The organism is Mesorhizobium ciceri biovar biserrulae (assembly GCF_001618845.1).
GTDB classification, from domain to species: Bacteria; Pseudomonadota; Alphaproteobacteria; order Rhizobiales; family Rhizobiaceae; genus Mesorhizobium; species Mesorhizobium ciceri.
Window position 1 is genome coordinate 2,398,236 of the sequence record NZ_CP015064.1, and the last position, 18,708, is coordinate 2,416,943.

General features: G+C 62.9%; 20 protein-coding genes. 12 read left to right on the top strand and 8 right to left on the bottom strand.

What is annotated here, in order from left to right; genetic code table 11:
• Position 1: 1 nt before the first annotated feature.
• Entirely contained in the window at positions 2-1,081 is a 1,080-nt protein-coding gene (locus A4R29_RS10855; RefSeq protein ID WP_027162434.1) for a LacI family DNA-binding transcriptional regulator, read from the bottom strand.
• Positions 1,082-1,163: 82 nt separating this feature from the next.
• On the opposite strand from A4R29_RS10855, the gene A4R29_RS34620 reads away from it, so the two are divergent.
• Positions 1,164-1,592: a hypothetical protein gene (locus tag A4R29_RS34620; RefSeq protein WP_167355161.1), complete on the top strand. Its 429-nt coding sequence runs from the start codon at positions 1,164-1,166 to the stop codon at positions 1,590-1,592.
• A gap of 32 nt (positions 1,593-1,624) precedes the next feature.
• Here A4R29_RS34620 and A4R29_RS10860 read toward each other — a convergent pair whose 3' ends face one another.
• On the bottom strand, positions 1,625-1,999 hold the full coding sequence (locus A4R29_RS10860; RefSeq protein WP_024504690.1) for a DUF423 domain-containing protein: 375 nt from the start codon (positions 1,997-1,999) through the stop codon (positions 1,625-1,627).
• A 28-nt stretch (positions 2,000-2,027) separates the two neighbouring features.
• Positions 2,028-3,287 (bottom strand): multidrug efflux MFS transporter, encoded by a 1,260-nt coding sequence (locus A4R29_RS10865; RefSeq protein ID WP_063171892.1) that lies wholly within the window; start codon positions 3,285-3,287, stop codon positions 2,028-2,030.
• A 165-nt stretch (positions 3,288-3,452) separates the two neighbouring features.
• Between A4R29_RS10865 and A4R29_RS10870 the strand changes: the two genes are divergently transcribed.
• Positions 3,453-4,118: a GntR family transcriptional regulator gene (locus tag A4R29_RS10870; protein ID WP_013532264.1), complete on the top strand. Its 666-nt coding sequence runs from the start codon at positions 3,453-3,455 to the stop codon at positions 4,116-4,118.
• A 112-nt stretch (positions 4,119-4,230) separates the two neighbouring features.
• On the top strand, positions 4,231-4,464 hold the full coding sequence (locus A4R29_RS10875) for a DUF982 domain-containing protein (protein ID WP_244506945.1): 234 nt from the start codon (positions 4,231-4,233) through the stop codon (positions 4,462-4,464).
• A gap of 66 nt (positions 4,465-4,530) precedes the next feature.
• On the opposite strand, the gene A4R29_RS33005 is transcribed toward A4R29_RS10875, so the two are convergent.
• The gene (locus A4R29_RS33005; RefSeq protein WP_013532262.1) at positions 4,531-4,683 is read right to left on the bottom strand and encodes a hypothetical protein; all 153 of its coding nucleotides are present in this window, start codon (positions 4,681-4,683) and stop codon (positions 4,531-4,533) included.
• 176 nt (positions 4,684-4,859) lie between these two features.
• On the bottom strand, positions 4,860-5,903 hold the full coding sequence (locus tag A4R29_RS10880) for an aldo/keto reductase (protein WP_027162431.1): 1,044 nt from the start codon (positions 5,901-5,903) through the stop codon (positions 4,860-4,862).
• A gap of 278 nt (positions 5,904-6,181) precedes the next feature.
• Between A4R29_RS10880 and ppk2 the strand changes: the two genes are divergently transcribed.
• Positions 6,182-7,102, top strand: a complete 921-nt coding sequence (ppk2, locus tag A4R29_RS10885) for a polyphosphate kinase 2 (protein ID WP_013532260.1) — start codon at positions 6,182-6,184, stop codon at positions 7,100-7,102.
• A 51-nt stretch (positions 7,103-7,153) separates the two neighbouring features.
• On the opposite strand, the gene A4R29_RS10890 is transcribed toward ppk2, so the two are convergent.
• From A4R29_RS10890 to A4R29_RS10900, 3 genes are all read right to left on the bottom strand, one after another.
• The gene (locus tag A4R29_RS10890) at positions 7,154-7,801 is read right to left on the bottom strand and encodes a dihydrofolate reductase family protein (protein ID WP_063171893.1); all 648 of its coding nucleotides are present in this window, start codon (positions 7,799-7,801) and stop codon (positions 7,154-7,156) included.
• A gap of 217 nt (positions 7,802-8,018) precedes the next feature.
• Positions 8,019-9,050, bottom strand: a complete 1,032-nt coding sequence (hemB, locus tag A4R29_RS10895) for a porphobilinogen synthase (protein WP_027162429.1) — start codon at positions 9,048-9,050, stop codon at positions 8,019-8,021.
• 88 nt (positions 9,051-9,138) lie between these two features.
• The gene (locus tag A4R29_RS10900) at positions 9,139-9,966 is read right to left on the bottom strand and encodes a DUF2066 domain-containing protein (protein WP_027162428.1); all 828 of its coding nucleotides are present in this window, start codon (positions 9,964-9,966) and stop codon (positions 9,139-9,141) included.
• Between the two features lie 194 nt (positions 9,967-10,160).
• Between A4R29_RS10900 and A4R29_RS10905 the strand changes: the two genes are divergently transcribed.
• The 8 genes from A4R29_RS10905 (at position 10,161) to nrdR (ending at position 18,707) form a co-directional block, all read left to right on the top strand.
• Positions 10,161-11,204 carry an enoyl-CoA hydratase/isomerase family protein gene (locus A4R29_RS10905; protein ID WP_063171894.1) on the top strand — a complete coding sequence of 348 codons (1,044 nt, stop codon included), beginning with the start codon at positions 10,161-10,163 and terminating at the stop codon, positions 11,202-11,204.
• Positions 11,201-11,623, top strand: a complete 423-nt coding sequence (locus tag A4R29_RS10910) for a DUF6163 family protein (RefSeq protein ID WP_013532255.1) — start codon at positions 11,201-11,203, stop codon at positions 11,621-11,623. The genes A4R29_RS10905 and A4R29_RS10910 overlap by 4 nt, the downstream gene beginning before the upstream one ends.
• 237 nt (positions 11,624-11,860) lie before the next feature.
• Positions 11,861-12,376, top strand: a complete 516-nt coding sequence (gene ldtR, locus A4R29_RS10915) for a transcriptional regulator LdtR (RefSeq protein WP_008875359.1) — start codon at positions 11,861-11,863, stop codon at positions 12,374-12,376.
• Positions 12,377-12,798: 422 nt separating this feature from the next.
• A complete protein-coding gene (locus tag A4R29_RS10920) occupies positions 12,799-14,052 on the top strand; it encodes a L,D-transpeptidase family protein (protein WP_027162427.1) in 1,254 nt (417 codons plus the stop codon).
• A 142-nt stretch (positions 14,053-14,194) separates the two neighbouring features.
• Positions 14,195-15,841 (top strand): Na+/H+ antiporter, encoded by a 1,647-nt coding sequence (locus A4R29_RS10925; protein ID WP_063171895.1) that lies wholly within the window; start codon positions 14,195-14,197, stop codon positions 15,839-15,841.
• Positions 15,842-16,014: 173 nt separating this feature from the next.
• Positions 16,015-17,328: a serine hydroxymethyltransferase gene (gene glyA, locus A4R29_RS10930; protein ID WP_013532252.1), complete on the top strand. Its 1,314-nt coding sequence runs from the start codon at positions 16,015-16,017 to the stop codon at positions 17,326-17,328.
• Between the two features lie 76 nt (positions 17,329-17,404).
• A complete protein-coding gene (locus A4R29_RS10935; protein ID WP_063171896.1) occupies positions 17,405-18,070 on the top strand; it encodes a hypothetical protein in 666 nt (221 codons plus the stop codon).
• 157 nt (positions 18,071-18,227) lie between these two features.
• Positions 18,228-18,707 (top strand): transcriptional regulator NrdR, encoded by a 480-nt coding sequence (nrdR, locus tag A4R29_RS10940; protein WP_013532250.1) that lies wholly within the window; start codon positions 18,228-18,230, stop codon positions 18,705-18,707.
• Position 18,708 lies beyond the last annotated feature (1 nt).

The following is an 18,708-nucleotide window of genomic DNA, read 5'->3' on the forward strand; positions in this document are numbered from 1 at the left end:
CTCAGGCGGGCGAGGGGCCGGATGAGGCCCGCACCACGAGTTCGACCGGCAGCGATTGCCGGCTGAACGAACCATCATTTTCAAGGATCGCCTTGACGGCAAGGCGGCCCATCTCGGCGATCGGCTGGACGATCGTGGTCAGCGGCGGCTTGGAAACCGCCCCTTCCGGAACACCGTCGAAGCCGACGACAGAAACATCGCCCGGTACCGCAATGTCGTGCTGCCGCAGCCAGTCCAGCGCATGGAGCGCCATCCTGTCCGACATCGCCAGGATGGCTGTCGGCGCCTCGGCACCGGCGAAAATATGGTCGAGGCCGGCCCACACGCTCTTCTCGTCATTGACGGTTTCGTAGATCGGCACACGCGAGACGTCGATGTCGACGCGGGAGAGTTCCGCGAGATAGCCACGCAAGCGGTCCCGCGTAGCGGAATAGAGGGCCATTTCCACCTGCTCCCTTGTGGTAGGGCCGAAGCCTGCGTCGGCACAGGGCAGGGTAAGCACGGCAAAGCGGCGATGTCCGAGTTCGGTCAGGTGGCGGGCCGCCAGGCCGGCACCGGCGATGTTGTCGACGCCGATCGCCGCGACCGCATCGTCGTCGTCCGAATCGAGATCGAGCGCCACAAAGGGGAGCTTGCGTTCACGTGCCAGTTGGACCAGCTTTGAGCCGCCATCGACACAGAAAACGATGAAGCCATCGACCAGCGCACTCTGGATGTTCCACGCCAGCTGCTCGCCATTGACGGCGGAGACCAGCGAAATCCCCGCACCGGTCGCGTCACAAGCCTGCGAGATGCTGGCCATCATCACCCGGGCAAAGGGATCGTCGAAGAAATAGGAGAGGGGTTCCGCGGTCGCGACACCGATGGCATTGACCTTGCCGGCGCGCAGCAGCCGGCCCTTGGGATCCGGTCCGCCATATCCCATGGCCTCGGCTGCCGCCTTGACCCGTTCACGGACCTCCTCGCGCACGATCTCCGGACGGGCGAAGACGTTGGACGCGGTGCCGTGCGACACGCCGGCTGCCTTGGCAATGTCCGCCAGCCGGACCGGTCTTGTCTTTGCAGAGATAAGTGGCGCCATCTTCGTCTCCTGAATTCTTCCCATTTAACACTTTCGTTGGATCGGTTCAAATTTTGGCTTGATCGAGGCTTCGATAGGGCCTATGTTTGAATCGATCCAAGGAAACGCCTGCTGGCAGAATTGGATCGATTCAACATCAAGTAGGGAGTTGTGTCATGCATCCCGTCAATTTTCTGTTCGAAGACATTTACCGCAACGACTGGAGCATCTCGTCGAACACCGCGACGCAGAAGCGCCGCGGCAAAACCAGCCCATGGGTCCGCGAGTTGCGGTTCCTTGTGGAGCGCAAGCGGAGCTGATCGGGGTCGGTTTTTCGCACCTCTCGATTGGATCGATTCAAGTGCTGAAAGGAGCGCACATCATGCATCCCGTGAGCTATCTATTTGAAGACATCTACCGCAACTATTGGGGTATCGCGCCGGCTTCCAAAAAGCCGCAAGGGCGTTGGTTGGCCAAGCTGCGGCGGCGCAATCGCGAATTGCTTATCAAGCCCGAGCGCCGGCAGGATTAGCAGCCACGCTCGACGTTTGGTGCCGGCGGGCGTCAGGACCGCACGCGCACCAGCGCCGAGGCAGCGATCGCCAGCCAGCCGGCAATGAGCAGCGTGCCGCCGATCGGCGCCGACAGCGGGAATAGCCGCGACCCGATGAAATCGCGGGCCAGCAGATCGCCGCAGAACAGCAGGAGCCCAACCAGCAGGATCAGGCTGCCGATGCGCAGGATCCGGTTCGCGCCAAGCAATCCGGCGGCAAGGAAGACCGGCGCATGCATCAGCAGGAACGATGCGGCGGTGCCAACGAAGGCGCCGCCGAGATGCGCCGCCGCGGCCGACAGCGCCACGCCGGCAGCACCGCAGAAGCCCCCGGCCAGGACGAGGATACGGCTGCTGTTGTCGGAAGGTCGTTCGGCTGTGCTCATGTTTGGGGCCCTGTGACGCCCAACCCCGTCAGGGCTTGCCGGGGTTGGCAACCATGTCCTGCTCGCGGCGTGACTGTGCCAGCCAGTTATACACCGCGCCGCCGGCCATCAAGATGGACGTGCCCAGAAACACCGAGCGCATGCCGAAATGACCACCGGCAAAGCCGCCCAGCAAGGGACCGGCGACTTGCCCGACATATTGGGCGGAGATCGACAGCCCGAGCACATTGCCGCCGACCCCATCGGGAACATTGTGGCGGATCACGCTGGTGATGCAGGGCAACAGCCCGCCCAGCGCCAGACCCATCAGGAAGCGCAGGCCGATGAGTTGCCAGCTCTGTGTGACGAAGGCCTGCGGGATCAGCAGCAGCGCCGAGACGGCAAGCGCGCCGATGATGACGTTCCAGTGGCCGACGCGGTCGGCGAGCTTGCCGAGGCGCGAGGCCGACAGGATGGCGCCAAGGGCCGCCGCCGACATGACGACGCCTGATATCAGCGTGACGCGGCTCTGGTCCTCGATGAGCTGCTGCACATAGACGGTGATGATCGGCTCGATCGACATGGTGGCGAAGCTCAACAGCATGCCGGTCGCCAGCATGGCGACAACAGGCCGTTTGTCGGGGATTTGTGACCAGCCGCCTTTCCGCTTCTGCGTCGCTCCGGCGTCTGCTGTTTTCGGCCGGGGATTCTCCTTGATCAGAAACGTGGTCGCCAGGAATGCCAGGAAGATGACGCCGCCGGAGAGGAGAAAGGTGGCGCGGATGCCGATCAGCGGCGGCAGGGCACCGCCAACCAGCGGGCCGACCAGAGCCCCGCCCGTGATGCCGGCCGACAGCAGGCCCAGCGCCCAGCCGGAACGCTCCTTGGGTGTCTGCATGGCGACGAGGATGGTCGATCCCGAGGAGTAGCCGCCGGCAAAGCCGATGAGCAGCCGCAGCAGCACCAGCTGCCAGACCGTCTGCACCATGCCGGTCAGCGACATGCATATGGCCATGCCGAAGCTGGCGCGAACCAGCATCACCTTGCGGCCATAGCGGTCGCCGAGACGTCCCCAGAGCGGCGCCACCAGCGCCGCCGCGAAGAACGTCGCGCCATAGGCAATCCCCGACCATTGCACGATCGCGGCGTGACCCTCGGCACCCAGCTGCTCGATATAGAGCGGCAGGAACGGCAGAAGCAGTGTCATGGCGACAAGCGTCGAAAACGAACCGGCGAAGCACACGAACAGATTGCGCCGCCAGTGGATGTTGTAGGTGCTGTCGGTCGCCGGGGGCGTGCTCTGCTGCATGTCGTGTGTCCTGTCCCAGCAACTCTTTTATCGATGCTTGCTGCGGATACCAATTTGGGATACCAAGATGGTGCACGTCATGGACGCAAGCTTGGCCGCTGTCAATGCAGCCTGTCGAACGTGATCGGCAAGACGATCGCAAACGGCCAAAAGGTGGAAACGACAATGTCGCAGATGCACAGCGTCGAAAAACAGCTTCGGCAGATGATCCTGGGCCTCGAGATCGGTCCCGGCGAAAAGCTGACCGAGCGCTGGATCGAGAGCCGTTTCGGTGCATCGCGAACCCCGGTCAGGGCAGCACTTCTGCGGCTCGAGACCGAGGGGCTGGTCGGCAGGGACGGGCGCGGCTGGACGGTGTCGCCGATCAATCTGGCTGAACTCGAGCAGATCGCCGTCTACAGGGAGGCGGTCGAGGTTGCGGCAGTTCGCCTGACATGCAGCCTGGCGGACCGGAGCGCCATCGATGTCATCGAGGCGATGCTCGAATCCTGCGACAACGACACGCCGCGCGAGGAATGGCATCGCGTCGGCATGGATTTTCACATCGAACTGGCGCGTCTGTCAGGCAATGAATTCCTGTTCCGGGCGGTCCGCGATGCCATGACGCGCCTGTCACGGGCGCGCTGGCTGGAGGTTCGCGACGAAGCGGCCCTCAGCCGCGCCTGGGCCGAACATCGCGCCATACTGGCGGCGGCACGCCGTGGCGACGCCGATGAAGCCGCGCGCCTGCTCTCGGTCCACATCGTCGGCAGCCGCGACCGGCTGGTGACGTCGCTCGCCAACGATCGGCGCGGTCTTCGCGCCAGAGGCTTTGCCGTCGTTGCTGCTTAAGGCGGATGAAGGGCGCAAAGCGGCGTCTGGACGTGTGCGCACTTTCGCCCTCGCTTCGCAGACGCCGATGGCGTAAGGAGCGGCGATGGAAAACAACCGATTTGAAACACCTGTGACTGTGAAGTCAGTCGCGGCGGGAAGCACTCAGCTCTTGCGCACGGCGCGTGAGGCTTCCGACTACCTCCTCAACAGCTGGCCCGGCAAGCGCAGCCCCAAGCATCGCGCGGCCCTGCAGGCCTGCCATGACGCACTCGCCGGCGACAAGCCGGCGATGAACGCCAGGCGCGCCTTCATTGCGGCGGCGCGCGAAGTGGACGTCTTTGTCAGCGACAAGGCGCCGGCCTGACACAAGGCGACATCCGAGGCGGCAATCCGGATTGAGGCACGGCCCGCATCTGCGGGCCTTTTGCCGTCACTTTGCCGTTTCGGTTTCGGCTTCAGTCTCGTCTTCGGGCTTCGAACGTTCCCTCGCTGCAACCTTGGCTGCCAGCTTCTCGGCCTTCTTGGCCGCCTTCTGGCGGTCGCGTTCCTTGCGTTCCTGATCGTAGTTTGGTGGTCGCGCCATATCGGCTCCTTTTTCACTGCCTCGCGGCTCTGGTCCTGCCTAGGAGCATTAGCCGTCAAACACAACAGCTGAAGCGATAGTGCGTCGATGATGGCCAGGCTTGCAAGATGCGCGCCGCAATGATGGGGCCACGCCCATCACTGCGGCGGCGATACCTATCGCCATCGATTTGCCGATCAGATGCCGCTTCGGTCAATCACCAGATCGGCGGCACCAAAACGGTCCTTTGCCGTCAGCTGCTGGTGCCAGTAGGGATAGAGCAAGGGCGGCCGGCTGACCGCGTCGAGGCGCGCGCGCTCCTCGTCGGAAAGCACCAGGCTTGCCGCCGCGATGTTGTCCCGGAACTGCGTTTCCGTCCTGCCGCCGATCACCAGGGAACTGATGGACGGCCGGCCAAGCAGCCAGGCCAGCGCCACCTGCGCTGCCGACACGCCGCGCTGCGCGCCGATCTCCACAAGCACATCGACGATCCGCCACAGCCGGTCCTCGTCGCGGATCGGTGGTTCCGACCAGCCCGCGAGTTGGCGGGCGGTGGGGCTGTCACGGCGGTATTTGCCGGACAGCAATCCGCCGGCAAGCGGGCTCCAGACCAGAACGCCCAGCCCCTGGTCGACGGAAATCGGCAGCAGTTCGTACTCCGCTTCGCGCGCTTCCAGCGTGTAGTGGATCTGCTGCGTGATGAAGCGCGGCTGATGACGGCTGTCGCTGATGCCGAGCGCCTTCATCACCTGCCAGCCGGAATAGTTGGAGCAGCCGACATAGCGGATCTTGCCCTGGGCAACCAGCGTGTCGAGCGCGGCGATGGTTTCCTCCAGCGGCGTCACGCCATCCCATTCGTGCAGGAAATAGATGTCGATGACGTCGGTCTTGAGCCGCTTCAGGCTCTTCTCGCATTCCCGGATCAGGTGATGGCGCGACAGGCCTTCATCGTTTGGACCTTTGCCGATCCGCATCCGTGCCTTGGAGGCGATCAGCACGTCGCCCTTGCGCTTGCCGCCGAGCGCTTCGCCGATGATTTCTTCGGAAATGCCGTTCGAATAGACATTGGCGGTGTCGATGACATTGATGCCGGCGTCGATACAGAGATCGATCATCCGGCGCGCTTCGTCGAGATCGGTCTTGCCGACCGCCGAAAAAGCACCGGCGCCGCCGAACGTCATGGTCCCCATGGTCAGTGTCGATACTTTCAGGCCGGAACGGCCGAGGGTGCGGTATTCCATGTCGGTCCTCGCGATTGCATTGGGAAAGGGCTGGGGAGGGCGCCCGAAAGTGGCCGCTATTTGTAGGACAATTTGGGCGACGTGTCTCCATGCCAGCGCGGCGGATCGATCATGCCTGGCTGGACCGACGGCGGCGGTGACCATGCTCGCGCTGCAATAAAACCGTCATTGCAGGCCTATATGGAAGTCGGCTCAGGTGTTGCCGTTCCCGGGCTGTAGGTCGGGAGTTTGGGGCGCCGGACGTGGATCGACAGAGCTTGCAAGTGGAGCAGCCGATAATGACCGAGCTAAAACAGAATTCTCCGGCCAGGGATTGGCTTGAAGCCGAGCTCGCCGACACGCTTGACGAAGACTATGAGCTCGAAATGTCGGAGCCGGCGCTGTCGATGGAGATCGCCAAGATCTACAAGAACTCGCATCCGCCTTCGATCGATCGCATGCAGTATTTTCGCGACCTGATCACCCTGCAGTCCGAATTGATCAAGCTGCAGTCCTGGGTCGCCCACCACAAGAAGAAGCTGGTGGTGATCTTCGAGGGACGCGATTCGGCCGGCAAGGGCGGTGTCATCAAACGCATCACCCAGCGCCTCAACCCGCGCATCTGCCGTGTCGTCGCACTGCCGGCGCCGACGGAGCGCGAAAAGTCGCAATGGTATTTCCAGCGCTATGTCCCGCATCTGCCGGCCGGCGGCGAGATCGTGCTGTTCGACCGCTCATGGTACAACCGCTCGGGCGTCGAGCGGGTGATGGGCTTTGCCCAGCCCGATCAGGTCGAAGAATTCTTCCACGACGTGCCGGAATTCGAGCGCATGCTGGTCCGCTCGGGCATCACCGTGGTCAAATACTGGTTCTCGATCACCGACGAGGAACAGCAGATGCGCTTCCTGATGCGCATCCACGATCCGATGAAACAGTGGAAACTGTCGCCGATGGACCTGCAGTCGCGCGTGCGCTGGGAGCAGTACACCAAGGCCAAGGAAGAGACCTTCGCCCGCACCAACATCCCGGAAGCGCCCTGGTTCATCGTCGAGGGCAACGACAAGAAACGCGCGCGGCTGAACTGCATCGACCATCTGCTCAAGCAACTGCCTTACGAGGAAGTGCCGCACGAGGAGATCACTTTGCCGGAGCGCGTCTTCAACCCCGAATACGAACGCCAGGTGCTGCCGCGCGAGCTCTACGTACCGGAGAAGTATTGAGGCAGACGAAGCTGCGATCTCCCCCACGAGGGGGGAGATTGGCTCTCCACCTTACGCCCGCTTGATGGTGACGTGCGTTGCGAGCGGGGTCGCCACCTGCTCGCTGCAGATATAGCCGAGCTTGAGCATGTCCAGGCCGGCAAAAAGGTTCTCGCCCGTGCCCAGCAGCACCGGCGCGATCGCCAGATGCATCTCGTCGATCAGTTTTTCCTGCAGATATTGCCGTATGGTGGCGACGCCGCCGCCGACCCGCACATCCTTGCCGCCAGCGGCAGCCTTGGCCTGTTCAAGAGCTGAATGGATGCCGTCGATGACGAAGTGGAAAGTGGTGCCGCCCTCCATCATGATCGGTTCCCGCTTGTGATGGGTCAGCACGAAAACCGGCACATGATAGGGCGGGTTGTCGCCCCACCAGCCTTTCCAGCTGTCGTCAGGCCATTCGCCGCGGATCGGTCCGAACATGTTGCGGCCGAGGATCCAGGCGCCGACATTTTCGAAGCTGCGCGCCGCGAACGCCTCGTTGACGTCGGTGGTGCCGCCATCTTGTCCGAGCACCATCTCGCGGAAGGTGCGGGTGTCGACAAACCACTTGTGCAAGGATTCCCCACCGACGCCGAGCGGATTTTGCAGATCCTGATCGGGACCGGCGCCATAGCCGTCGAGCGATAGGGTGAAAGCGTTGACGCGAAGTTTGGACATGCGAGCCTCCTCGATAACCGATTGTGTTTTGCAAGCAGTTTTTTGTAACAAACCGATTGTGAATTGCAAGCGGTATTTTCAAGCTCAAACGAAGCCCACGCAACGGTCAAGTGGCCCTCGCTATGGATTCCCCGGCCAAGAGCCGGAAATTGGTATGGATGTCGAAGCGGATTGGCCGACATTGCTCGCCGCGACCGGCCGTCGTCGCGAAGAGAAATTACCCCTTCAGCATCTCCGCCACTTCGGGTGCGAAATAGGTCAGGATGCCGTCGCAGCCGGCGCGCTTGAAGGCGAGCAGCGATTCCAGCATTGCCTTCTCGCCGTCGATCCAGCCATTGGCGCCTGCCGCCTTGATCATCGAATATTCGCCTGACACCTGGTAGGCGAAGGTCGGCATCTGGAACTCGTCCTTCAGCCGCCGAATGATGTCGAGATAGGGCAGGCCGGGCTTGACCATCAGCATGTCGGCGCCCTCGGCGATGTCCTGTTCGGCCTCTCTCACCGCCTCGTCCGAATTGGCGTGGTCGATGTAATAGGTCTTCTTGTCGCCCTTGAGCAGACCGGCGGTGCCCACCGCCTCGCGATAGGGTCCGTAGAAGGCCGAGGCGAATTTGGTCGCATAGGACATGATCGCCACGTCCTGAAAACCATTGGCATCGAGCGCGTCGCGGATGGCGCCGATGCGGCCGTCCATCATGTCGGACGGTGCGATGATGTCGGCGCCGGCGGCCGCCTGGATGACGGCAGCGGCGGTCACCTGTTCCACGGTCTCGTCGTTGACGATGATGCCGTCGCGCAGGATGCCGTCATGGCCGTGGCTGGTGAATGGGTCGAGCGCTGCGTCGGTGATGATGCCGATCTGCGGTACCGCATCCTTGATCGCACGGGTGGCGCGGTTGATGACATTGTCGGGATCGAGGATGTGCGAGCCGGTCTGGTCGCGCAGCGAGATGTCCACATTGGGGAAGGTGGCGAGGGCGGGAATGCCGAGTTTTGCCGCGCGCTCTGCCTCCTTGACGGCGAGATCGATCGACAGGCGGAAGACGCCGGGCATGGCGGCGATCGGCTCGCAAACACCCTTGCCCTCGACGACGAAGATCGGCCAGATCAAATCGTCGACCGTGAGCCGGTTCTCTTGCACCAGACGGCGCGACCAGTCGGCCTTGCGCATGCGGCGCAGACGGCGGCTGCCGGTGATTTCGTCGACGCCGCGCGCGCCGGCGGGCTTTGCGGGGGTGAATTTGTTCATCGCCAGTACTCTCGTTCGGGCAGGCTTTTACCACGAGCTCCCGCCGCTGACCAATGCGGCACGATTGTGCCAGCAACGCGGTCGAGGCCTATTCGGGTTGCCCATTGCCTGACAGAATCTGTGCCGCGCCCCTGATGGCGACACGGAAAGCCTCGTCGAAGCCGACACCGCGCACCTGCCAGATGTAGGTCTTGCCGGCCATGGCCAGCCGCCAGTCGGCGATCCAGCCCAGTTCCTTGTCGCTCCAGACGAGGCTGCCGTAAAGCGCCTGGTCGGCGCCGGCCCTCTTCGCCAGTGTGTCGAGCTTCGTCATCTCGGCATTGCGAAGCGCCTGATCGTCCAATCCGGCCTGCGACAGCTGCGCCACCGTGGGAAAAGTCACCTGCATGGCCAGCGGTACGGCGGCATTGCCGAACGATTCGCGCATCAGCATGCCACGGTCGTCCTCGGCATCGAGCGCGTAATGCGTTGTTCCGCGCTCGGTCGCCAAAAACACCACCAGCCGTGGCCGCTCGGTCAGCCACGGCCTGCTGCCGAGCGAAGCCAGCACCGGGTCGATGTCAGCAGGCTTGTACTGGCAGTAGAGATTATGAGGCCGATCGTACGTGCCCTGGTCGTCATGGTTGGGAATGCCTTCCATGCGGTCGCGATAGTGGAAACTGGCGACGAAGGTGCCGGCTTTGTCGCGCAATGCCGTCATTTCAGGTTTCGCCGGCAGGCGCTGATCGCCGGAAACCCGCACCAGAACCGCGTCGAGGCAGCGCTTGAAGCCGGACTGGCGGTTCTTCTCGTACTTGCCGTTGACGATGGTCTGCGAGCTGTAGAGGTCTTCCAAAGTCCCCGCCATGACCGGGTGAACAGCCAAGCAGAGGCTCAGCCCGATTGCCACCGGCGCAAGGTGCGAAAATCGAGTCATAAACAATCGTCCCGTTCGAAGACCCACCAGGTACGCTGCAATGAACTCTACCCAGTTTTCCGTATTGCAGCTCCATTTTTAGCACTGGCTCCTGGTCCGGGCCAGAGCTTGCACCGGTGTCCTCGCCATTGACGCACCCATGCGCCAAGCTTTAGCACTTCAGTCCCGGCGGCCGGGAGAGGGATTCTTTCACGATGGATTTTGGCGGAGGCGACGAGATCCGCTTCGAACATCTGGGCCGGGCCGGCGTCGTCACCTTGACGCGGCCGCAGGCGCTCAATGCCCTGACGCACCGCATGATCGGGGCGCTCGACGCCGCTCTTTCCGCCTGGGAGGCCGACCAGGGCATCGACGTCATCGTCGTCAAGGCAGAGGGCAGGGCCTTTTCGGCCGGCGGCGATATCCTGCATGTCTATGAGACAGGTCGGGCGGGAAAACCGCCGGTCGAGTTCTTCGCCGACGAATACCGGCTCAACGCCCGCATCAACAGCTACAAGAAGCCCTATGTCGCCCTGATCGACGGTATCGTCATGGGTGGCGGCGTCGGCATCTCCTTCCACGGCTCGCACCGGGTGATGACCGAGAATGCCCAGTTTGCCATGCCGGAAGTCGGCATCGGCTTCTTTCCGGATGTTGGCGCCAGCCACCTGCTGCCCGATCTCGGCGGCTCCTTCGGCATGTATCTGGCGCTGACCGGCAATCGCATTCGATATGGCGATGCGCTGTGGTCTGGGCTGGCCACCCATACCATCAAGGCCGAGGACCAGGCTGGCTTCCTCGACCGGCTGGCGTTGACCGGCGATCCGGAATCGGTGCTGCGCGGCTTCTTCGTGCAGGCAAGGCGAGAAACCGACAGACCGACGCTGGAGGAGATTGTTCGTCATTTTTCGCAACCGTCCCTGAACCGCGTCATCGACAGCCTCGAGCGTGCGGCCGCCGCCGATGAGTTCGCGGCAAAGACGCTGGCGACGATCCGCACCCGCTCGCCGACCAGCCTGCGCGTCGCCTGGCGGCAGATCAGCGCCGGACTGACGCTGTCCATGGAAGCCTGCATGAAGATGGAGTTCCGCATCCTCAACCGGATGCTCGCCGGCCATGATTTCTACGAAGGCATCCGCGCTGCCATCATCGACAAGGGCTCGAAGCCGCAATGGCGGCCGGCAAGCCTCGCTGCGGTCAGCGAAGCGGATGTCGATGCCTATTTCGCTCCGCTCGGCGAACGGGAACTCCTGATATGAGCGAGGTGACCTCAAGGCGCATCGTTCTGCAGCCCTCCGGGGTGGAGGTGATCTTCGCCTGGTTCCAGCGCGTCATATCGGGCTACTGCCTGCTGTTCGGCATTCTCTACTGGATCAAGCTGATCGGCTTTTATCCGGGCACACTGTGGCGTTTCGACCTGATGCCCGTGCACTGGCAGGTCGCGGCGGTGGTGCTCGCCGTGTTCTTTCCCTTTGCCGCTGCCGGCCTGTGGATGCTGGCGTCCTGGGGCCCGGTGATCTGGTTCATTTGCGCGGTGACCGAGACGGTCATGTACGCCGGCTTTCCCGAGCTGTTCGGCCACCGCTTGCTGATTGTCGTCTCGCATGCGGCGGTGGCGGTGCTCTATATCGTCTTTCGCGTCGTCATCTACCTGCAGAAGCGCCCGGTCCGCCACTAAGCCGTTGAACCCTTGGCGGCCCGGCTGTCGCCTCGAATGAGCCCTGCAATCGTTGGCGAAATCTTTAGGTTAATTATCCTTGCTCGGGTGACCGTTCGTTAAGCCTCTTCCGAAACCCCTTACCGGTAAGCTCTTGTTAGCCCTAGCGTTTAAGTCGAATTTTATGAGTATTCGATAGTGTCGCGATCAAGGTGAAAAACAAAAAATCACCAGGGCGACAAACGAGAGGCAAAGACAATGATCAATTCGCGTCCGGCGGCGAAGACCGCCAACGTATCCGACGATCGCCGTGAGGCTATCCGTTCCCTGTACATGGAATCGCTGCAGCTTGTTGAGCGGCTGCACCGCCGCCTGCTTGATGTGATCAAGGACGAATTCGACCGCAACGGCCGTTCCGACATCAATGCCATCCAGGCACTGCTGCTGTTCAACATCGGCAATTCCGAACTGACCGCGGGCGAGCTGCGCTCGCGTGGCTACTATCTCGGCTCGAACGTCTCCTACAATCTGAAGAAGCTGGTCGATCTCGGCTTCATCAACCATCAGCGCTCGCGCATCGACCGCCGTTCGGTCCGCGTCTCGCTGACGCCGAAGGGCAATGAGGTGGCCGAGGTCGTCGCCGGCCTTTACGAGCGTCATGTCGGCTCGATCGAACAGGTCGGCGGCATCAACACCGACGAGTTCAAGCAGATGAACCGCGCTTTGCAGCGGCTCGACCGCTTCTGGAACGACACCATCGCCTACCGGATGTAAGACATCCGCCGCATCGGATCCGGCCCGCGTCACAGAAGCGCGGCCGAAATATCGACCTTCAGTCAGGGCCGGTGCCGAGAGGCATCGGCCTTTTCTTTGATTTGGCTGGTCATTGCACCGCGTGGTCGATCGCCGATCGATACCCAAAAAGCACGGTCCGTTCTTTTCGGAATGCTGGCCGGTCGGATTTGGCCGCTAGGCCACGTTGCCGCCATATTCCAATGGAACCGAGAGTGGCAGTGATGCTGTGGTGAAGACCATGCGTTCACCCGCAGCCTGTATCGCGCCTGTGCATTGTCACACCAAGCTGATACGGACCATGGTTGGCTAATTGTTAAGATTGCCAATTTTACAGTGCGGGCGAGATCGCCCGGTGATCAACGCAGCAAGTGATCGAACTGCTACCAATGTCTGGAACGTCCATGAAAACCAGCCGTCGTTTTTTCCTGTCCGGAGCCTCCGCGCTCGCAGCCGCGGTGGTCGCCGGCGGCGCCAATGCGCAGGATGTGATCGGTGATATCCTGAAATCCTCGGCGCGCGGCAATTGGGACGACCAGTTCGACGCCCGCGCCAGCGAGGGTGGCAAGGTGGCCTCGACGCTGCCGATCTTCAGCCCGCAGACCGTTGCCTTCACGGAACAGGCGGTCGCGCAGTACCAGAACATTGTCGGGCAGGGTGGCTGGGTCGATGTTCCCGCGACCAAGAAGCTGCAGCTTGGCGTCGATGATCCCGATGTGGTGCCATTGCGCAAGCGCCTGATGGTCGCGGGCGACCTGTCGCAGAGCGCCGGCATTTCGACGGCTTTCGATTCCTATGTCGACTCGGCAGTCAAGCGCTTCCAACTGCGTCACGGCCTGCCGGCTGATGGCTCGATGGGCAAATACACCTATGCGGCGATGAACGTTTCGGCGCAGATCCGGCTTGGCCAGTTGCAGACCAATCTGCAGCGGCTGCGCGAGAAGGCCGGCACGCTGGGCAGCCGCTACGTGCTGGTCGACATTCCGGCAGCCCAGGTCGAAGCGGTCGAGAACGACCGCGTCGTGCTTCGCCACACCGCGATCGTCGGCAAGATCGATCGCCAGACGCCGATCGTCAATTCCAAGATCACTGAGATCATCGTCAATCCATACTGGAACGCGCCGGTCTCGATCGTGCGCAAGGACATCATTCCGCTGATGCGGAAAAATCCCGATTATCTCAAGAACAGCCACATCCGCCTGTTCGCGCCCGATGGCAGCGAAGTCGATCCGATGAATGTCGACTGGTCGACCGACGACGCCGCCAAGTACCGGTTCCGCCAGGATCCCGGCTCGGAAAACGCCATGGCTTCGGTGAAGATCAATTTCCCGAGCCCTGACGGCGTCTACATGCACGACACGCCGCAGCAGAGCCTGTTCGGCAAGATGCTGCGTTTCGATTCCTCGGGCTGCGTGCGCGTGCAGAATGTGCGCGACCTCGTCACCTGGATCCTGCGCGACACGCCCGGCTGGGACCGCCAGCATTTCGAGGCGGCGATCAAGACCGGTGAAAACACGCCGATCCAGGTCACCAATCCGGTGCCGGTCCACTTCCTCTATCTCTCGGCCTGGTCGACCGGTCCGGGCGTGGTGCAGTTCCGCGACGACGTCTACGCGCTTGATGGCAACAACGAGCTGCAGATCACGTCCGCGCTGTAAGCATTTGATTTCTATTTAAAAGGGCCGCCTCTCAGGGCGGCCTTTTTTCATTGATTGGGTGTCGCGGCGTTTTTCACGGGACGGGCGGCTGGACGGATCGGCCGGCTTTGCGCATGGTCGGCGGAAAGCCTGGAACCGGACCATGGAAGTCGCCGTCTTCATTCTGGTCGTGCTCGTCTTCGTGGCGCTTTCCGGCGCTCTGGTTCGCCTGGTACGGGTGCCGTTGCCGGTGCTGCAGATTGCGATCGGTGCCGCGCTTGCGTGGCCGGTGCGCGGCATCCATGTCGAGATCAATCCGGAACTGTTCCTGCTGGTGTTCATTCCGCCGCTGCTGTTCGGCGATGCCTATGGCGCACCGAAGCGTGAACTGATGGCGCTGCGCGGACCGATCCTGGATCTGGCCATAGGGCTGGTCTTCTTCACCATCGTCGGCTTCGGCTACGCCTTGCATTGGCTAGTGCCGAGCATCCCTCTGGTGGTCGCTTTTGCGCTTGCCGCGGTGCTGTCGCCGACCGACGCGGTGGCCGTGTCCTCGATCGTCGACAGGAATGTCGTCCCGGCGCGGCTGATGCACATTCTCGAAGGCGAGTCGCTGCTCAACGACGCTTCAGGCCTCGTCATGTTCCGCTTCGCCGTCGCAGCAGTGCTGACCGGCAGCTTTTCCCTTGCCGCGGCTTCGCTCAGTTTTCTCTATGCCGTGGCGATTGGCATCCTGATCGGCGTCGCGGCACTGTTCGTTGCCGCCAAGCTGCTGCAATTGCTCAACCGGATCGGCGGCGTGCCGGCCGAAGCGCAGGTGCTGGTGATGGTTCTGCTGCCCTTCATCGCCTATCTCGGCGCCGAGCATGTCGGAGCGTCCGGTATTCTGGCGGCTGTTACCGCCGGCCTGCTCACCGGCGGCTCCGGCGTGTTTCGCTTCCTCGGCGTCTCGGCCCGCATGCAGACGATGTCGCTGTGGACGACGCTTTCCTTCGTTTTCAACGGTGCTCTCTTCATCGTGCTCGGCCTGCAGCTTCCCGACATCATCCGCCATGTGCCGCCGGAACTCATGAGCCTGCACCCGATTATCCAGCCGATCGCGACCGTCGTGGCGCTGACGCTGTGCCTGATCGCGTTGCGCTTCCTGTGGATATGGGTAGGCGATCTCGCAGCCGGCATCGCCGCACGTCTGGGCAAGCGCAAGGTGGAACCGTTCGGGTTGCGCGTGCGGCTCGCCGGTTCGGTGGCCGGCGTGCGCGGCGCCATCACGCTGGCCGGCATATTGTCGCTGCCGCTCGCCATGCCGGACGGCTCGCCGTTCCCGGCACGCGATCTGGTCATTTTCCTGGCCGCCGGCGTCATCATCTGCTCGCTGGTCTTCGCCAGTCTCGCTCTGCCGACGATCGCCAGGGGGCTGGTCGAGCCGGGTGAGGATGCCGGCGCCGCCGAGGAGCGGCTGGCGCGTGTCGGCGCCGCCAAGGCGGCAATCGCGCGCATCGAGAGCATCGCCGGAGCCGCAGATGATGAGGGAGGCGAGGTGCCCGGCGCCAGGCTTGCCGCCGCCGACAGCATCGTCGCCGGGTACCGGCGCCGCATCGCCGCCTCGGACGAAGCCGATGAGGCCCGCGCCGAGGCGCGTGAAGCCGGAAGGCTGGAGCTCGAATTGAGATTTGCGGGCATCGAAGCCGAGCGCGAAGCCGTGCGCGCCATGTTTCGCAGCGGCGAGATCAACGACCATACGTCGCAGGCGCTGTTTACCGAGATCACGCTCACCGAGGCATTGCTGAGGGGCCGGAAGGCGAGGAAATAACGACGCGCGGGCCTGGCTGGCGCAATCCGGCCAGCAAATTTCGCGTGGCAAACGTGGCGGGGCGAAAACAACTGTGTTAATGGCGCCGCGTGCAGGTTGCCCAAAAGTGTACAGCGGTTTGAGCAACGACATGCATAAACAAAATTGCCCCCGAACCCCGAGGATTTCAGGCCATGGCAACAGCAGCGGCAGTGTCGAACAAATTCGAATCCTTCTTCGAAACCACGCTGGCCGACGCCGATCCGGAGATTTTCGGCGCCATCCGCAACGAACTCGGCCGCCAGCGCCACGAGATCGAGCTGATCGCCTCGGAAAACATTGTTTCCCGCGCGGTGCTTGAGGCGCAGGGCTCGATCATGACCAACAAATATGCCGAGGGCTATCCGGGCAAGCGCTACTACGGCGGCTGCCAGTTTGTCGACGTGGCCGAGGAACTGGCCATCGAGCGCGCCAAGAAGCTGTTCGGCTGCAACTTCGCCAATGTCCAGCCGAATTCCGGCAGCCAGATGAACCAGGCCGTCTTCCTGGCGCTCTTGCAGCCGGGCGACACGTTCATGGGCCTCGACCTCAATTCCGGCGGCCATCTGACCCACGGTTCGCCGGTCAACATGAGCGGTAAATGGTTCAAGGTCGTCTCCTATGGCGTGCGCCAGGACGACCATCTGCTCGACATGGATGCCATCGAGAAGACCGCGCATGAAACCAAGCCGAAGCTGATCCTGGCCGGCGGCACCGCCTATTCCCGCGTCTGGGACTGGAAGCGTTTTCGCGAGATCGCCGACGCGGTCGGCGCCTATCTGATGGTCGACATGGCGCACATCGCCGGGCTGGTCGCCGGCGGCGTGCATCCGTCGCCGCTGCCGCATGCCCACGTCGTGACGACCACGACGCACAAGTCGCTGCGCGGCCCGCGCGGCGGCATGATCCTGTGCAATGACGAGGACATCGCCAAGAAGATGAATTCGGCGGTGTTCCCCGGCCTGCAGGGCGGCCCGCTCATGCATGTCATCGCCGCCAAGGCGGTTGCCTTCGGCGAAGCGCTGAAGCCAAGCTTCAAGGTCTATGCCGAGAGCGTTGCCGCCAACGCCAAGGCGCTCGCCTCCAGCCTCAAGGAAACCGGTCTCGACATCGTCTCCGGCGGCACAGACAACCATCTGATGCTGGTCGATTTGCGTCCGAAGAACGCCACCGGCAAGCGCGCCGAGGCGGCGCTGGGCCGCGCCAACATCACGTGCAACAAGAACGGTATTCCGTTCGACCCGGAAAAGCCTTTTGTCACCTCGGGCGTGCGTCTCGGCACCCCGGCCGGCACCACGCGCGGCTTCGGCCAGGCCGAATTCCGGGAGATCGGCAAGCTGATCGCCGAAGTGCTGGATGGTCTCAAGGTCGCCAATTCCGACGAGGGCAATGCCGCCGTCGAAGCAGCGGTCAAGGCCAAGGTCGTGGCGCTGACCGATCGCTTCCCGCTCTATCCCTATCTCGGCTGACGCGATAGGAAGTTTTGCCGCCTGCTGCAACGACAAGCGTCGTTTCAGCAGGCCGGGGCGACCGGCAGGAGCCTTGATGATGCGACCATTTCGTTTCGCCGACCTTGGCGCCGTTGGCGCTCTGGCTGCTTTGATCGCCGGGCCTTTCCCCGGCAACGCCTTGGCGCAAACCGCCCCTGCTCAAGCCGCGCCCGCGCAACCCGCTCCTGCGCAACCCGCACCTCAGCCCGAGCCCGCGGCGCCCGCCCAGACGGCACCCAAGCTCGAAACCTTTGGCAGATGGTCGACCCTGGTCGACGAGGTCGACACCGGTGAGGATCTGCGCAAGACCTGCGCGGCCTCGACCGCCTTTATCGGCGCTGGCGGCGAGAGCGGCGTTCTGACGCTCATCATCACGAACGGCGATGCACTGCCGCCGGATGCCTACCCGTCCGTAACGATCGCCGTCGACAACAAGGCCTTGCCGGCCGGCAAGTCGGTTGCCGCCACTTTCGGCGACGACAAGGGCCGCGTCACTGCCAAGCTCCATTCCGATGGCGCCGTCAACGGCCGGCTCAGCTGGACCGTCGACAACCAGTCCAAGACCAGCCTGGCGCTCCTGCGCACCATGCGCCGGGCATCGGTGCTTGACGTCTCCTTCGGCGATGCGCCGGTCGGAAGCATATCCATGGACGGCTTCACCAAGGCCTATCGTAGTCTCGGCGCATCGTGCGGGTTTCCGACCGCCGACGTTGCTCCCTGAAGACATCGGTACGCTGTGCGGCTGCTGGCGAGGCTGGCAATCCTGCTTGCGCCTCGCTATCTCTGAAGGGCGAGGAAGCTGTTGGCGACACTTTGCCATCGCTGCAAAAACCTCTAAGCCTTTCGCTTCACCAGATTCGCCAACCAAAGGCTTCTCCATGCGCTGTCCCTATTGCCAGTCGGAAGATACGCAGGTGAAGGATTCGCGCCCCGCCGAGGATGGCGCGGCGATCCGCAGGCGGCGCGTCTGCCCCGATTGCGGCGGCCGTTTCACCACCTTCGAACGCGTGCAGTTGCGCGACCTCGTCGTGGTCAAGAAATCGGGCCGCAAAGTGCCCTTCGACCGCGACAAGCTGTTGCGCTCGGTGGAGATCGCCGTGCGCAAGCGCAATGTCGATCCCGAACGCATCGACCGCGCGGTGACAGGGATCGTGCGCCAGCTCGAAAGTTCCGGCGAGACAGAGGTTGCTTCGGGAGAAGTCGGCCGCCTGGTCATGGAAGCGCTGAAGTCGCTCGACGATGTCGCCTATGTCCGTTTCGCCTCGGTCTACCGCAATTTTCGGGAGGCCAAGGATTTCCATGAATTGCTGGGCGAGCTCAAGGGCGACGAAGTCAAGGGTGAAGAGGAAGCCAGCTGAG

Coding starts and splice junctions, on each gene's coding strand:
- A4R29_RS10890 (WP_063171893.1), bottom strand. CDS start 7,801: ATGTCCAAACTTCGCGTCAACGCTTTCACCCTATCGCTCGACGGCTAT.
- A4R29_RS10920 (WP_027162427.1), top strand. CDS start 12,799: ATGAAAACCAGCCGTCGTTTTTTCCTGTCCGGAGCCTCCGCGCTCGCA.
- A4R29_RS10860 (WP_024504690.1), bottom strand. CDS start 1,999: ATGAGCACAGCCGAACGACCTTCCGACAACAGCAGCCGTATCCTCGTC.
- A4R29_RS10910 (WP_013532255.1), top strand. CDS start 11,201: ATGAGCGAGGTGACCTCAAGGCGCATCGTTCTGCAGCCCTCCGGGGTG.
- A4R29_RS10925 (WP_063171895.1), top strand. CDS start 14,195: ATGGAAGTCGCCGTCTTCATTCTGGTCGTGCTCGTCTTCGTGGCGCTT.
- A4R29_RS10865 (WP_063171892.1), bottom strand. CDS start 3,287: ATGCAGCAGAGCACGCCCCCGGCGACCGACAGCACCTACAACATCCAC.
- ppk2 (WP_013532260.1), top strand. CDS start 6,182: ATGACCGAGCTAAAACAGAATTCTCCGGCCAGGGATTGGCTTGAAGCC.
- hemB (WP_027162429.1), bottom strand. CDS start 9,050: ATGAACAAATTCACCCCCGCAAAGCCCGCCGGCGCGCGCGGCGTCGAC.
- A4R29_RS34620 (WP_167355161.1), top strand. CDS start 1,164: ATGTTTGAATCGATCCAAGGAAACGCCTGCTGGCAGAATTGGATCGAT.
- nrdR (WP_013532250.1), top strand. CDS start 18,228: ATGCGCTGTCCCTATTGCCAGTCGGAAGATACGCAGGTGAAGGATTCG.
- A4R29_RS10900 (WP_027162428.1), bottom strand. CDS start 9,966: ATGACTCGATTTTCGCACCTTGCGCCGGTGGCAATCGGGCTGAGCCTC.
- A4R29_RS10905 (WP_063171894.1), top strand. CDS start 10,161: ATGGATTTTGGCGGAGGCGACGAGATCCGCTTCGAACATCTGGGCCGG.
- A4R29_RS10880 (WP_027162431.1), bottom strand. CDS start 5,903: ATGGAATACCGCACCCTCGGCCGTTCCGGCCTGAAAGTATCGACACTG.
- ldtR (WP_008875359.1), top strand. CDS start 11,861: ATGATCAATTCGCGTCCGGCGGCGAAGACCGCCAACGTATCCGACGAT.
- A4R29_RS10935 (WP_063171896.1), top strand. CDS start 17,405: ATGATGCGACCATTTCGTTTCGCCGACCTTGGCGCCGTTGGCGCTCTG.
- A4R29_RS10870 (WP_013532264.1), top strand. CDS start 3,453: ATGTCGCAGATGCACAGCGTCGAAAAACAGCTTCGGCAGATGATCCTG.
- A4R29_RS10855 (WP_027162434.1), bottom strand. CDS start 1,081: ATGGCGCCACTTATCTCTGCAAAGACAAGACCGGTCCGGCTGGCGGAC.
- A4R29_RS33005 (WP_013532262.1), bottom strand. CDS start 4,683: ATGGCGCGACCACCAAACTACGATCAGGAACGCAAGGAACGCGACCGC.
- glyA (WP_013532252.1), top strand. CDS start 16,015: ATGGCAACAGCAGCGGCAGTGTCGAACAAATTCGAATCCTTCTTCGAA.